Origin of the sequence: Streptomyces sp. NPDC089799, from assembly GCF_040684755.1 — a bacterium.
Lineage (GTDB): Bacteria > Actinomycetota > Actinomycetes > Streptomycetales > Streptomycetaceae > Streptomyces.
Genome location: NZ_JBFBGR010000004.1, coordinates 289,920 through 303,419 on the forward strand (window position 1 = coordinate 289,920; position 13,500 = coordinate 303,419).

A 13,500-nucleotide genomic window follows, 5' to 3' on the forward strand; every position below is an offset into this window, starting at 1 on the left:
CCAGTGGCCGGACTGACACGATGTGAACAGATCCGGCCACGGACGGCCGCGGACGGGGGAGCGGGGGGAGCAGCGCATGCACCGGGTCGTCGTACTGGCACTGGAGGGGGTCTACCCCTTCGAGATGAGCATCCCGGTGCGGATCTTCGGGACGGTGGAGGGGCCGGCCGGCGCGCCGCTCTACGAGGTCCTCACCTGCAGTCTCGACGGGCGGCCGGTCCGCACCAGCGCCGATTTCGGCGTGGCCGTCGACCACGGCGGCGAACTGATCGGCACCGCCGACACCCTGGTGATCCCGCCGTTCACCTGCGGGGTCGGCCCCGACGCGACCACCCGCGACTGGCTGCCGGACGAGCTCGCGCAGGCCCTGCGGCGGCTCCCGGCCGGGGCCCGGATCGTGTCCATGTGCACCGCCTCCTACGTCCTGGCCGCCGCGGGTCTGCTGGACGGGCGGCGGGCCACCACCCACTGGAACGAGGCGGAGAGCTTCCGGCGGGCGTTCCCGCAGGTGGACGTGGACGCGGACGTGCTGTTCGTGGACGGCGGGGACGTGCTGACGGCTGCCGGGGTCGCGGCCGGGGTGGACCTCTGCCTGCACCTGGTGCGCCGCGACCACGGCAGCGCGGTCGCCAACCGGGTGGCCCGGCTGTGCGTGGTGCCGCCGTGGCGGGAGGGCGGGCAGGCGCAGTTCATCGAGCGGCCGGTGCCGGAGCCGTCGGCGGAGAGTACGGCGGCCGCCCGCGCCTGGGCACTGGACCGGCTCGGCGAGCCGATCGCGCTCGCGGAGCTGGCGCGGCGGGCGGGGATGAGCGTACGGACGTTCTCGCGCCGCTTCCGGGAGGAGACGGGGACGACGCCGGGGCAGTGGCTGACCCGGCAGCGGGTCGAGCACGCGCGGCGGCTGCTGGAGGTCACGGACTGGCCGGTGGACCGCATCGCGGCGGAGTCCGGGATGGGGACGGGGGCGTCACTGCGGCGGCACCTGGCGGCGGCGATCGGCGTGGCGCCACTGGCATACCGCGCCACGTTCCGCGCCAGGCGCTGACGCGCCCCGGCGGGACGGGCGGCGCGTTCGCGAAGCCGTCGCCGTGTGGGCAGACGTGCCACGGGCGGCACGGGCGGCACGGGTGGGCACACGGCACGCCGGCACGCCGGCCCGCGCCGGACGCGCAGCGCGTGCCTTCGCCCCGATCCCGCTCAGGGGTCGGGCCCCGCCGGGGCGGAGCAAGCGCCGGGAGGGCCCGGGCGCGGGGAGGCGCAGGGCCCCGCACCCGGGCCCCGGGGACGGATCGGGCGGCTACGGGAGGTAGCGCTCGATGACCGTCATCCCCTTCTCCTCCATCAGCTTCCGGGCCTTCTCGACCCGCTCCGGAGTCGGGTCGGCGCCCGTGGCCATCACGAGGTCCTCGGGGTCGTACGGCCGCTCTCCACCGGTCCACAGATGGGCCGGGCGGCTCTCCTTGCCGGGCTGCTTGTCCGCTTCACTCGTCATCTCGAACCTCCATCGGGTCCCCCGGGATCCCCCCGGAACCCCATCCTCCGGCCGAGTGGACATGAACGCACGCCGGAAGGCGACGGCGGCCCGGACGGTGGCCGGCTCAGGCGCCGAGGCCGCCCAGGACCCCGAAGACCGCCAGGCCCGCCAGCAGGGCGCAGATGCCCAGGTTGACCACCCGGTGTTCCCAGAACACCGCCACGAACTCCCGGATCGTCGCGCTCGGCCAGAAGTACCGGGCCGTCGGCGACCCCAGCACCTGCCCGTTCACCCCCGCCTTGCGGGCGGTCATGGCGGCCCGGAAGGCGTGGAAGTTGTTGGTGACCACCACGCACCGGTAGTCCGGCCGGTCCGCCTCCATCATCTCCCTGCTGAAGATCATGTTCTCGGTGGTGGTCCGCGACCGGTCCTCCACCCGCACGTGCTCCTCCGGCACCCCCCGGGCGATCAGCCAGTCCGCCATCGCCCGGGCCTCGGCGACCTTCTCGTCCGGCCCGCGCCCGCCCGAGGTGAGCAGCAGCGGCACCCGCCCGCCCCGCTCCAGCTGGGCGGCGTGGATGCGGCGGCCCTTCTCCAGCCGTGACGCCAGCAGCGGCGGCACGTGCTCGCCGCCGATCAGGCCCGAGCCCAGCATGACCACGTAGTCCACGTCCCCCCGCACCCGGATGCGGCCGTACAGGAACGCGTACGCGAGGAAGCACACGAAGATGAAGGAGACGTACAGCGAGAGCAGCAGCAGGGCCAGCACCGCCGCGTCGAGCGCCGGTGAGCCCCGGGTGCCGACCACCACCAGCAGGGCGACCATCCCGTAGATCGCGAGGCCCACCAGCCCGGAGAGCAGGTTCGCCGGACGCCGGCCCTCCTTGCGGACCATGGTGAGCCCGTTGGCGATCAGCAGCGCGCCGAGCACCAGGATCCCGACGGCCGGCCCGAGGAACAGCAGCACCACCACCGTGACCGCGACCGCCCCCGGCAGGTGCCGCAACTGGAACAGCAGGGCCGGCAGCAGGCTGAGGAAGGCCAGCCCGAGCAGGACCGCGTTGCGGAACCGGCGCCGGTCCTCGCGCACGCTCACCAGGAAGACGAGGAACAGGACCGCGGCCGGGACGAATGCGAGCATGTGCCAATCCTACGAATCGTCCCCGGCGGGCGGTCGGCCCGACGGCAGGCGGCCGACGGCCGACGGCCGGCTCAACGGGCCCGGGGGGAAAGGGCGATGGGAGTCCGCCGTACCGAACGCCCCGCCAGTACGTCCGTCCTGCGCCCGTCCCGGATCACGAACCGCCCGTCGATCAGCACGTGCGGGATCCCGTACGGCAGCCGCCGGGGCCGCTCGTACGTCGATCCCGCCGCGACCGTCTCCGGATCGAAGAGCACCAGGTCGGCCCGGTAGCCCTCGCGCACCAGCCCCCGGTCGGGCAGCCGCAGCCGGGCCGCCGGGCGGCCCGACAGGTGGGCCACGCACTCCTCCAGGCCCAGCACCCCCAGCTCGCGCACGTAGCGGCCGAGGTAGTGCGGGAAGGTGCCGTACGCCCTCGGGTGCGGCTTGGCGCCCTGCAGGATGCCGTCCGAGCCCCCGGTGTGCGCCGGGTGCCGCATGATCGCCCGTACGTTGTCCTCGTGGCCCACGTGCTGCAGCACCGCCGTGCCCAGCCGGTCCGCGAGCAGCAACTGCCGTGCCGTCTCCCAGCCGTCGAGCCGCCGGCCCACGTGCGCTCCGGCGAGCGCGGGATCCCCGACGCCCGAGACCTCCACCGCCGACCAGTCCACCGGTACCCCGTGGCAGCCGTCCGAGCCCGTCACCTCCAGGGCGTGCCGGATCCGCCCGGCGGCCACCGGGTCGGCCAGCCGCGCCAGCAGCGCGTCCGGTCCGCCCTCGTGCGCCCAGCCCGGCAGCAGCGCGGCCAGCGTGGTGCAGCCCGCGGTGTACGGGTAGGTGTCCAGGGTGAGGTCCGCGCCGTCCGCCAGGGCCGTGTCCAGCAGGGCGAGGAGTTCCCCGGCCCGGCCCGCGTTCTCGGGGAAGTTCATGGTGGCGTGGGCCAGGTGCAGGGCGCAGCCGGACCGCCGGGCCAGCGCGACCGTCTCGGCGTAGGCGGCGAGCGCGCCGCGCCCGTACGAGCGGTGGTGCGGGCAGTAGTAGCCGCCGTACGAGGCCACCACCCGGCACAGCTCGGTCAGTTCGGCGTCGTCCGCGTACATGCCCGGGGTGTAGGTGAGGCCGGAGGACATGCCCACGGCGCCGTCGGCCAGGCCCTCCGCGACCAGCGCGCGCATCCGGTCCAGCTCCGCGGGGGTCGCGGGCCGGTCCGCCCAGCCGAGCACCTGGGCCCGTACGGTGCCCTGGGGGACCAGGTAGGCGGCGTTCACGGCGATGCCCCGGCCGCCGAAGCCGCGGTCGAGGCGGTCGAGGTACTCGCCGACGGTCCGCCAGTCGGGGCCGGCGCCGCGGGTGAGGCCGATGCCGCCGCTGTCGCCGGTGCCGGCGGTGTCGCCGTTCCACCCGGCGATCGCGGCGCTCACCCCCTCCAGGGTCCGGTCGTCGACGGGGGCGTACGACAGCCCGTCCTGGCCCAGCACTTCGAGGGTCACGCCCTGCGCGGCCTTGGCGCCGTGGTCCGGGTCGCGGAGCAGAGCCAGGTCGCTGTGCGCGTGCATGTCGATGAAGCCGGGCGCCAGGACGAGCCCGTCGGCGTCGACGGTGACCCGTCCGGGCGGGACCCGGCGGTCCCGCCCGATGACGGCGATCCGGCCCTCGTGCACGCCGACGTCGGCGCGGTACGAGGGCCCGCCGGTCCCGTCGGCGACGCGGGCCCCGCGCAGCACCAGGTCCACCGGCCGGCCGCCCCTCGCCCTCGCCCCCGTCCGCCCGCTAGAAGAACGTCCGGATGCAGTCGGTGACCGTCCCGTCGGGCTCGACCACGGGGATCAGCGGCCACTTCTCGAAGATGGTGCACGGGTGGGCCATGCCCAGGGCCACCCGGTCGCCGACCTCCAGAGCGGTGCCCTCCTCCGTCTCCAGCCAGGCGTGCTGGTCGGACAGCTTGGTCACGGTGATGCCGGTGCCGGGCCGCTCCCGGCCGTCCGCCCCGCGCACGGCCAGCACCTGCGGCAGCCCCAGGTCGTACGCGATGTCCCGCTTGCCGGCGTTGACGAACGCCTGGCCGGGGGTGGGCCGGGAAACGACCTGGGTCCACAGCCGGAAGGCGGGACGCAGGCCGCCCTCCTCGGGGATCCGGTCCTTGAAGGGGGTCAGGCCGGAGTACCAGCCGTGGTCGTGCGAGAGGTACGCGCCGGAGCGCAGCAGCTTCAGGACCGGCAGGGAGAGCTCCGGGACGGCCGAGAACACGTCCGCGACGACGTCGAACCACTCGCTGCCGCCCGCGCTGACGATGATCTCGGGCAGGTCCCGCCCGGCGAACAGGCCGGACTTGTCGAAGTCGGCGGCGAGCGCCACCAGCCGCTCCATCCAGGCCCGGACCGTCGCCGCGTCGGCACCCGGCATGGTCGCCTCGTAGCCGGCCACACCGGACAGCCGCAGGGTGTCGGTGGCGACGACGGCGGCGGCGATCTCGTGGCACTCGGCCTCGGTCCGCACCCCGGTCCGGCCCTCCTCGCCGGCGCCGAGCTCGACCACCACGTCGACCCGGCGCCCGGTGTGGCCGCGCAGGGCGGCGTCCATCAGCTCGACCCCGCGTACGGAGTCGACGTAGCAGACGAAGCGGAAGTCGGGGTCGGCGGCGAGTTCCGCGGCGACCCAGCGCAGGGCGGGCGCGTCGACGAGCTCGTTCGCGAGGAAGATCTTCTCGATGCCGAAGGCGCGGCAGACCCGGGCCTGGTGGGGCATGGCGACGGTGATGCCCAGCGCGCCCAGCTCGATCTGCCGCTCGAACAGCTGCGGGGCCATACAGGTCTTGCCGTGCGGCGCGAAACCGAGACCGTGCCGGTCGCAGAAGGCGGCGAGGGCGCTCAGGTTGTGCTCCAGCGCCTCGGCGTCGAGGGTGAGCACGGGGGTGGTGAACCCGCCGTCGTGGAGGTTCCGCCGCTCGGCGGCCAGCTGCCCGACGGTGAGCCCGGCGGCCTGTGCGTCCGGCGGAAGGCCCTTGAACCGGTGGTCGACCGGCTCGTCGGCGAGCCGTCGGGTCGCTTCGCTGCCCATGGGTGTCCTCCGTAGGTGTCGCCCGCGGCAACGGTGGCTGCCCCGGGGCAACGGTTGTTTCCGGTGCCGGTGCCATGCTGTCTAACATCCGGCTGACACCCGGTCAACGCCCGGCTCTGCTGCCCCAGGACCGGCACTGCCCCGACTCCAGGAGAGAAGCATGAGCGAGAAGAGGGCCATCAGCCCCGCCACCCATCCCGCCCCGCCCGCCCGGTTCTCGCACGGCGTGCGCAGGGGGAACATCCTCCAGGTCGCCGGCCAGGTCGGTTACCTGCCCGCGGCCGGGGGGCGGCCGCCGGCCGTCGCCGGTCCCACCCTGCGCGAGCAGACCCTCCAGACCCTGGAGAACGTCCGCTCCGTGCTGGAGGCCGGCGGCGCGGGCTGGGACGACGTGGTGATGATCCGCGTCTACCTCACCGACACCGCGCACTTCGCCGAGCTGAACGAGATCTACGACGCGTACTTCGCGGAGCACCTCAAGGAGTACCCGGACGCGCCGTCCGCCCGCACCACCGTCTACGTGGGCCTGCCCGCCGGCCTGCTGATCGAGATCGACGCCCTGGCCGTCCTGGGCTGAGGTGCGGCGGCGGGCGCCCCTCCGGCGGAGGGGCGCCCGGTCCGTGTCACGTGCAGTACTGCGCTTCCTTGCCGATCGAGCGGTACATGCAGTCCGAGTTCTCCAGCAGCTGCAGCACCGCGTCACGGTTCCGGGCGGTCTCGCGGTCGATCACCTCGTCGGGCGGGTAGAAGCCGCCGCCGCCCGAGCCGGTCGGGTACATCTCGAAGGTGTAGGCGAAGATCTTCTGGTTGCCCCACAGCCAGTCGTCGATCGTCCCGTCCGTGATGTACAGGTCGCTGGACTGCTCGGCGGTGTAGCCGTTGCTGGCGGCCATCTTCTGGCCGACCGCCTTGAAGGCGCCCAGGTCGTCCGCGGTCAGGCCGGGCGCGGTGTCGTTGTACGTCCAGCCGAACGGCCAGAGCACCAGCTCGCTGTACGTGTGGAAGTCGATGGCGGCCTTGATCTGCTGCTTGCCGCCGACCACCCGGCTGCGGACGAAGTCCGAGACCACCTTCACCTCGGGCGCCGACTCGGCGGCCGCCCCGCGGTAGGTCTCGGAGCCCTTGCTGCCGCTGGAGCCGCCGCAGCAGCCCCACTTGTAGTTCCAGTTGCGGTTCTCGTCGGTGCCGACGTAGGAGGAGCCGGAGTTCGGCTGCCGGTTCTTGCGCCAGGACCGGTAGGAGCCGGTGGCGATGTCGTACTCGCCGCCGTCGGGGTTGAGGTCGGGGATGATCCAGATCTCGCGGCCGTTGACCATGTTGGTGACGCGGGCGTCGGTCCCGTAGTCCTCGCCGAACTCGCGCAGCAGGTACAGGGCCATTTCCACGGTCAGGTGCTCGCGGGCGTGCTGGTGGGCGGTGAAGAGGACCTCGGGCTCGTTCTCGTCGGTCCCCACGTTGTCGCTGATCTTGATCGCGACGAGGTCGCGGCCCTGGTACGACTTGCCGATCACGCGCTTGCTCATGATGTTCGGGTACTGCGCGATCCGCTGGTCGATCTCGGCGCTCGCCTCAGCGTAGTTGTGGTAGCGGGAGTCGGCCGAGGGGAAGTCCATGGGGCTCGCCGCGATACCGGGCAGCGAACGGTCCGGGGGCCCGGCCAGGGCCTCCAGCTTGTAGCCGAGCGAGCGCAGCGTCCTGGCCTGCACGGTGTCGGCGCTCACGACCACGGTGTGGTCGTCCACCTCGTCGATCGAGACGCCGTGGCGGAGGAGCGCGGTCCGGTCGGCCGGGGTGGACGGGCCGTGGATCCGGTACTGGACGATGGCCTCGTCCTGGGTGGCTGTGGACGGGGTCGGGGGTGGCGAGGCCGTCGCGCTCATGCCGTAGGCGGGTGCGCCGAGCGCGAGCGCCAGCAGGGCCGCCGTGACGACGGACCTCCGACGGGTGTGTAGCCGCATGCGATCTCCTGGGTCGGGAGGTGGGGGTAGCCGTGCGGACGCGCACAGCGTGCGCTCCTGACATGGCCCGGTCAAGAACGCCAACCGGCCATCCCCACACATGCCCGCTATCCGGAAACCACACCGCGACCCGGAGGCACTACGCCCGTGCGGACGAAGCTTCCTGACGCGACGAAACTTCCTGACGGCTGACGGCTGACGGCTGACGGCTGACGGCTGACGGCTGGCGGCTGGCGGGTCCGGCTCGGGCACCACCGGTCCCGCTCGCGCAGGCCCCACCGGAACCGGTGACGGCCGCCCCGCCCGTCGCGGAGCGGCCGTCCCGCCGCGGACCCGGCCCGTGCGGCCGGCGGGCCGGCTACGGCAGCCCGTGGACCTTCGGCGCCACCGCGTTCGACCAGGCGTTGCCCGCCTTCGCGTCCCAGTTCGTCGACCAGGTCATCGCGCCGCGCAGCCCCGGGTAGGTCTTCGAGGGCTTGAACGATCCGCAGCCCGTGCCCCGGGCCAGGCAGTCCAGCGCGTTGTTCACCACGCTCGGGGAGACGTATCCGCTGCCCGCCCCGCTCGGCGAGGCCGGCAGGCCCAGCCCCACCTGCGACGGGTCGAGCCCGCCCTCCAGCTGGATGCAGGCCAGCGCGGTCAGGAAGTCCACCGAGCCCTGGGAGTACACCTTGCCGTCGCAGCCCAGCATGGAGCCGCTGTTGTAGTACTGCATGTTGACGACGGTGAGGATGTCCTTGATGTTCAGCGCCGTCCGGAAGTACGCGTTCGAGGTCGACTGCATGTCGATGGTCTGCGGGGCCATCGTGAGGACCAGCGAGGGCCCGGCCTTCTGCGACAGCGACCGCAGGGCCTGGGTCATGTAGGTGGCGTTGAGCCCGTTCTCCAGGTCGATGTCGATCCCGTTGAAGCCGTACTCCTGCATCAGCGCGTACGCCGAGTTCGCCAGGTTGTTCGCGGAGGCGGAGTCGTTGACCGTGATGGTCCCCTTCTCCCCGCCGATCGAGAGGACGACCGACTTCCCGGCCGCCTTCTTCGCCGCGACGTCCGCCTTGAACTGCGCCGTGGTGTAGCCGCCGAGGCCGGCCGAGTCCAGGTTGAAGGTGATCCCGCCCGGCGTGGTGGTGGCGTCGGCGAAGGAGACCGCGATGATGTCGTACGCGTTCGGGACGTCCGAGATCCGCTGGACGGTCGCGCCGTTGTCGAAGTTCTGCCAATAGCCGGTGACCGCGTGCCGCGGCACGGACGGATTGCCCGGGTCCGGGTTGCCGCCGCCCGTCGTGGTGCCGCCGACCGGCGCCGACTTCGGGCCTTCGCCCGCCTGGTTGTACGCGCTCACCTGGAAGGAGTACGTGGTGGCCCGGCTGAGCCCGGTGATCTGCGCGGTGGCCCCGGTGACCGTGGCCACCCGGGTGCCGTCCTTGTAGACGTGGTAGCCGTCGGCTCCGCCGACCGCGTTCCACGAAAGGGTGAGCGCGGTCTCCGACTGGCCGGAAACGGTGAGTCCGGCCGGTGCGCCCGGCACGGAGGGGCCGGGTCCGGTGCCCCCGCCCCCGTCCGGTCCGAACACGCTGAACTCGTCCACGAGGAATGCCGGCTGCCCGTACCAGCCGTGCGTGTGGACGGTCACCTCGGTGGTGTTCGCCCCGGTGGTGAAGGTGGTGGACAGCTTCTGCCAGCCGCCGCCCGAGCCGGGGGTCCAGGTGGAGACGTCCTGGGTGCCGGTGCCGGTCGCGCCGAGGTAGACGTACGAGCCCTGGACCTGGGCGCTCAGCGTGTACGTCGAATTCGGCCTGACCTTGACGGTCTGGCTGCAGCGGGCGTTGTCCTGCCCGGCCGGGGTGGCCTTGAGCGCGCCCGCCCCGGCGTACACCGGGGAGGAGACGGGAGCGCCGGTGCCGCCGGAGCAGGTCCAGTCGGCGAGGCCGGATTCGAAGCCGCCGTTGCGGACGTTGTTCACGTCGGCGGCTTGTGCGGTGCCGGTGGCGAAGGCCGTCAGGCCGGCCGCGGCGAGGGCGGCGGCGACCGGGAGGGCGAGCGGGCGCATGCGGTTCACGAGGGCTCCGTGGGGGGAGGGGGAGGGGGGTGGAGCAGGCGGCGCGGGGGAGCAAGTGGGGGATCCCGCAGCCGAGTTGCTCCAGGGTTGGTCCAGACCAATCGCGGTGTCAAGAGTCTGCGCAAAGTGGCCGGAAACGATCGGAGGAGCCTTCCCGGATGTCCGGTTTTCCGGCCACCTGTGACATGTGCTCCCGGCATGGGAATCGGCAAGGCCCTGCCTGACCGGGGAAGACGCGGTTATGGTGCTGCGCAGGAGGGATGGGGGCACCTCCAGCGGCAGCTGGGGGAGCGTCGGCCGCTCGCGGTCGCGCTGCGCGTGCGCGCCGTCGGGCACGTGCGGTGCCCGTACGGGTACGGCCGCCGGACACGCCCGCGGGCCAGGGGAACAGGGGGATTCGCGTGCCGACCGCCATCGCCGTCACCAGCGCCGACCTGGTGCTGCCCGCCCCCGACCGGCACACCCCGCCGGCCGCCGTCCTGCACCCGCCCGACGGGCAGGACCTGGAACGCACCCTCGCCGACACCACCGCCCTGCTGGACCGGCACGGACACCTGCTGGTCCTCCTCCCCGACTGGCTGCCCGCACCCACGGCCCGCCGGCTGCACACCGTCCGCGCCCTTCTGGAATCCGACCGGATCGCGCTGCTCCCGGTCGATCTCCCGCCGCTCGGAACCGCCCTGCTGGCCCGTCAGCTCAGCCAGCTCACCGTCTGCGACTTCAGCCCCGGCGTCATCGCGTCCGCCGCCCGGCTGCTCTCCCACTACATCTACGCCGGCGCGGTCCTCGGCACCGTCGCCCGGCTCGACCGGGTCCCCGTCGACCTCAAGGCACACGCCCGCTCCTGGTCGCCGAGCGCCCAGTTCTCCGTACTGGCCAACCCCACACCCCACCTGGCCCGGCTCGGCCCCACCGCCGAACCGCCGCCCGGCCCCGGATTCGGCACCCACCTCGCCTTCGCCCGCGGCAAACTCGCCGGGGACTGGCCCGCCGCCGAACTCGGCCCCGCCTGGCAGGTCCAGGGCGTCATGGAACACCCCCTGCCCGCCGGCTCACCCGCCTGGTGGGGCACGCCCAAGCTGATCGAGTTCGCCGCGGCCATCCCCGACATCGGCGTCCTCTACCAGCTCGTCGCCTCCGTCCGCCGCGAGGAGTGCCGCTGGTGCGGCCTCGAACTCATCGGCGACCGCTGCGGCTTCTGCGCCACCCCGATCCCGTCGGCGGCCGCCTCGCCCTCACCGGCGGCATCGCCCTCGGGCGCCCCGTCGGCGGCCGCCCGCCCCTGACCGGAGCACCCGCCGCCCCGCCCCCAGCACCTCCCGCCCCCAGCACCTCCCGGCCCCGACACCTCCCAGCCCCGACACCTCCCAGCCCCGATCCGTTCCGAACGACGAGGTCCCACGGCTCATGAACTCACGCCAGCGCCGCGGCGTCATCCTGCTGCTCCTCTCCGTCCTGTGCGCGATCGGCGCGTTCGCCGGAGTGGCCGCGGTGGTCGGCGACGTCAACTCCAAGGTCGGGCCCGAGGTGGAGGCGTACCGCGTGAAGGCCGACATAGCTCCGCACACCGCACTCGACCCCGGGAAGTTCGAGAAGGTCACCATCCCCGAGCGCTGGCGCCCCACGACCGCCGTCACCGACCTCGGCGCGGTCAACGGCAAGATCACCCTCACCACGCTCAAGAAGGGCTCGCTGCTCCAGACGGACATGTTCGTGGACCGCCCCCGGCTGCAGCCCGGCGAGCAGGAGATCGCCATCATGATCGACGCGTCCACCGGGGTGGCCGGCAAGGTCCGCTCCGGAGACAAGGTCAACATCCTCGGCACCTTCAAGGGCAAGCGGCCGACCGACCCCGACCGCTCCGTGATCATGGTGTCGAACGCCCGGGTCATCGACGTGGGCCGGCTGACCCCGGTGGAGAAGTCCGGCGAGCGCAAGGGCACCGGCACCGTGGACGCCGTCCCGATCACCTTCGCCGTGAACGCCAAGGACGCCCAGCGCGTCGCGTTCTCCGAGTCCTTCGCCGAGCACGTCCGCCTCGCCCTGGTCGCCCCCGGCACCGAGACGGCACCCCCGGGCACCGACCGCTGGTACACCCTCGACGGGGACAAGTGAGGCCGGCATGACCACCACCCGAATCCTCCCCGCCACCGGGGATCCGGACGCGGCCCGCACGGCCGTCACCCTGCTCAGCCAGCTCCCGTCCGTCGAGCCGGCCCGTCCGGTCGCGGACTCCGCCACCCTCCTCGACGTACTGGCGGGCCTGGCGGCCGAATCCGTCGACCACCTCCCCGAGGTGGTCCTGGTCCACGAACGGATCGGCCCGCTCCCCGCCCTCGAACTCATCCGGGAGATCGCCCTCCGCTTCCCGGCGGTGGGCGTCGTCCTGGCCACCTCCGACACCGGCCCCGGCCTGTTCTCGGCCGCGATGGACGCAGGCGCCCGCGGCCTGGTCGGACTTCCCCTCTCCTACGACGAGCTGGCCGCGCGCATCCAGGCCGTGGCCCAGTGGGCGACGGGCGTACGCCGCCACCTGGGCGGGGCCGGCGGCCCGGCCGGCGGTGCCGCCGACGACCGCTTCACCGGCCGGGGCAACGGCCGGGTGGTCACCGTCACCGGGGCCAAGGGCGGGGTCGGCACCACCTTCTGCGCCGTCCAGTTCGCCCTGGCGGCGGCCGCGGCGGGCCGCCGTACGGCCCTGGTGGACCTGGACCTCCAGGCCGGGGACGTCGGCTCCTACCTGGACGTGCAGTTCCGCCGCTCGATGGTGGACCTGGCCGGCATCCAGGACATCTCCCCGCGGGTCCTGGGCGACGCGGTGTACGAACACCCCACGGGCCTCGCCCTCCTCCTCGCCCCTTCGGACGGCGAACGGGGCGAGGAGGTCGACGAACGCACCACCCGCCTGGTCCTCTCCGCCCTCCGCCACCGCTACGAACTGGTCGTGGTGGACTGCGGCACCCAGATGACCGGCGCCAACGCCACCGCCGTGGAACTCGCGGACACGGCCGCCCTCGTCGTGACCCCGGACGTGGTGGCGGTCCGCGCCGCCAAGCGCATGGTCCGGATGTGGGAACGCCTCCAGGTCCGCAAGCCCGAGGACACGGCGATGGTGGTCAACCGCTGGTCCCGCACCACGGAGATAAGCCCCTCCCTCATCGAGAAGATCACCCGCACCCGCCCCACCCGCACCCCCGTCCCGGCGAACTACAAGGAACTGGCCCCGGTCCTGGACGCGGGCCGGGTCCAGGACCTGGACGCGAAGTCCTCCGTCAAACAAGCCCTGTGGAAACTGGCGGCCGAACTGGACCTCCTCCGCGCGCCGACGGACGCCGCCGAAGCCACGACGGCGGGAGCCCCGGGCACCGGCCTGGCCCTCCGCACACCGGGCAAGGCGACCCGCCTCCGCTCCCGCCGCGGCTCCCGGGAGGGCTGAGGCATGCGCCGCGAAGCCCGCCGGGGCAAGGGCGACCAGGGCCAGGTGGCGATCGAGTTCGCCGGCATGCTCCCGCTGATCCTGCTCCTGATCGCAGCGGTCTGGGAGTGCGTCCTGATCGGCTACGCCTTCTCCCTGGCGGGCAACGCGGCGGACGAGGGTGCGCGGGCGGGCGCGGTGGGCGGGAACTGCGGCGCAGCCGCGACGCAGCACATCGGAGGCGGCTGGAACGTCGGCACCCCGGTCTGTGGCCAGGAAGGCAACCTCTACCGGGCCAGGGTCACCCTCAGGATCCCGGTCCTGGTCCCCGGCCTCAACACGGGCCTGGAAATCACCGGCGAGGCCGGCGCAGCCGTGGAAAAGGAGGAGGACCGATGACCGCCCTCCCGGAACACGCTG

At 73.3% G+C, this 13,500-nt stretch carries 12 protein-coding genes; 6 read left to right on the forward strand and 6 right to left on the reverse strand.

Features of this window, described 5'->3' with window-relative positions; genetic code table 11:
- The first annotated feature begins 76 nt into the window (after positions 1 to 76).
- A complete protein-coding gene (locus AB0O36_RS05840) occupies positions 77 to 1,045 on the forward strand; it encodes a helix-turn-helix domain-containing protein (protein WP_365104541.1) in 969 nt (322 codons plus the stop codon).
- A 252-nt stretch (positions 1,046 to 1,297) separates the two neighbouring features.
- Here the strand turns inward: AB0O36_RS05840 and AB0O36_RS05845 are convergent, their stop codons facing one another.
- The 4 genes from AB0O36_RS05845 to AB0O36_RS05860 form a co-directional block, all read right to left on the reverse strand.
- Positions 1,298 to 1,492: a hypothetical protein gene (locus AB0O36_RS05845; protein ID WP_365104544.1), complete on the reverse strand. Its 195-nt coding sequence runs from the start codon at positions 1,490 to 1,492 to the stop codon at positions 1,298 to 1,300.
- A gap of 106 nt (positions 1,493 to 1,598) precedes the next feature.
- Positions 1,599 to 2,615 carry a YdcF family protein gene (locus AB0O36_RS05850; RefSeq protein ID WP_365104547.1) on the reverse strand — a complete coding sequence of 339 codons (1,017 nt, stop codon included), beginning with the start codon at positions 2,613 to 2,615 and terminating at the stop codon, positions 1,599 to 1,601.
- 71 nt (positions 2,616 to 2,686) lie between these two features.
- Complete coding sequence (locus AB0O36_RS05855; protein ID WP_365104550.1) at positions 2,687 to 4,327, reverse strand: D-aminoacylase; 1,641 nt, start codon at positions 4,325 to 4,327, stop codon at positions 2,687 to 2,689.
- Positions 4,328 to 4,364: 37 nt separating this feature from the next.
- Positions 4,365 to 5,651, reverse strand: coding sequence for an amino acid deaminase (locus AB0O36_RS05860; RefSeq protein ID WP_365104553.1), 1,287 nt, complete (start codon positions 5,649 to 5,651; stop codon positions 4,365 to 4,367).
- Between the two features lie 160 nt (positions 5,652 to 5,811).
- Here AB0O36_RS05860 and AB0O36_RS05865 point away from each other — a divergent pair, with 160 nt between their 5' ends.
- Complete coding sequence (locus tag AB0O36_RS05865; RefSeq protein ID WP_365104555.1) at positions 5,812 to 6,228, forward strand: RidA family protein; 417 nt, start codon at positions 5,812 to 5,814, stop codon at positions 6,226 to 6,228.
- A gap of 46 nt (positions 6,229 to 6,274) precedes the next feature.
- Here the strand turns inward: AB0O36_RS05865 and AB0O36_RS05870 are convergent, their stop codons facing one another.
- Entirely contained in the window at positions 6,275 to 7,609 is a 1,335-nt protein-coding gene (locus AB0O36_RS05870; protein ID WP_365104558.1) for a M14 family metallopeptidase, read from the reverse strand.
- Between the two features lie 358 nt (positions 7,610 to 7,967).
- Complete coding sequence (locus AB0O36_RS05875) at positions 7,968 to 9,656, reverse strand: glycosyl hydrolase family 18 protein (protein ID WP_365104712.1); 1,689 nt, start codon at positions 9,654 to 9,656, stop codon at positions 7,968 to 7,970.
- Between the two features lie 410 nt (positions 9,657 to 10,066).
- Between AB0O36_RS05875 and AB0O36_RS05880 the strand changes: the two genes are divergently transcribed.
- From AB0O36_RS05880 to AB0O36_RS05895, 4 genes are all read left to right on the forward strand, one after another.
- Positions 10,067 to 10,951 (forward strand): hypothetical protein, encoded by an 885-nt coding sequence (locus tag AB0O36_RS05880; RefSeq protein ID WP_365104561.1) that lies wholly within the window; start codon positions 10,067 to 10,069, stop codon positions 10,949 to 10,951.
- Between the two features lie 121 nt (positions 10,952 to 11,072).
- Positions 11,073 to 11,780, forward strand: coding sequence for a Flp pilus assembly protein CpaB (cpaB, locus tag AB0O36_RS05885; RefSeq protein ID WP_365104564.1), 708 nt, complete (start codon positions 11,073 to 11,075; stop codon positions 11,778 to 11,780).
- 7 nt (positions 11,781 to 11,787) lie between these two features.
- Positions 11,788 to 13,101 carry an AAA family ATPase gene (locus AB0O36_RS05890; protein ID WP_365104567.1) on the forward strand — a complete coding sequence of 438 codons (1,314 nt, stop codon included), beginning with the start codon at positions 11,788 to 11,790 and terminating at the stop codon, positions 13,099 to 13,101.
- A gap of 3 nt (positions 13,102 to 13,104) precedes the next feature.
- Positions 13,105 to 13,479 carry a TadE/TadG family type IV pilus assembly protein gene (locus tag AB0O36_RS05895; protein ID WP_365104569.1) on the forward strand — a complete coding sequence of 125 codons (375 nt, stop codon included), beginning with the start codon at positions 13,105 to 13,107 and terminating at the stop codon, positions 13,477 to 13,479.
- The last annotated feature ends 21 nt before the right edge of the window (positions 13,480 to 13,500 follow it).

Excerpts from the sequence above, each read along its gene's own strand:
- AB0O36_RS05870 (WP_365104558.1), bottom strand. The coding sequence starts at position 7,609 with ATGCGGCTACACACCCGTCGGAGGTCCGTCGTCACGGCGGCCCTGCTG.
- AB0O36_RS05895 (WP_365104569.1), top strand. The coding sequence starts at position 13,105 with ATGCGCCGCGAAGCCCGCCGGGGCAAGGGCGACCAGGGCCAGGTGGCG.
- AB0O36_RS05850 (WP_365104547.1), bottom strand. The coding sequence starts at position 2,615 with ATGCTCGCATTCGTCCCGGCCGCGGTCCTGTTCCTCGTCTTCCTGGTG.
- AB0O36_RS05890 (WP_365104567.1), top strand. The coding sequence starts at position 11,788 with ATGACCACCACCCGAATCCTCCCCGCCACCGGGGATCCGGACGCGGCC.
- AB0O36_RS05860 (WP_365104553.1), bottom strand. The coding sequence starts at position 5,651 with ATGGGCAGCGAAGCGACCCGACGGCTCGCCGACGAGCCGGTCGACCAC.
- AB0O36_RS05845 (WP_365104544.1), bottom strand. The coding sequence starts at position 1,492 with ATGACGAGTGAAGCGGACAAGCAGCCCGGCAAGGAGAGCCGCCCGGCC.
- cpaB (WP_365104564.1), top strand. The coding sequence starts at position 11,073 with ATGAACTCACGCCAGCGCCGCGGCGTCATCCTGCTGCTCCTCTCCGTC.
- AB0O36_RS05840 (WP_365104541.1), top strand. The coding sequence starts at position 77 with ATGCACCGGGTCGTCGTACTGGCACTGGAGGGGGTCTACCCCTTCGAG.
- AB0O36_RS05865 (WP_365104555.1), top strand. The coding sequence starts at position 5,812 with ATGAGCGAGAAGAGGGCCATCAGCCCCGCCACCCATCCCGCCCCGCCC.
- AB0O36_RS05875 (WP_365104712.1), bottom strand. The coding sequence starts at position 9,656 with ATGCGCCCGCTCGCCCTCCCGGTCGCCGCCGCCCTCGCCGCGGCCGGC.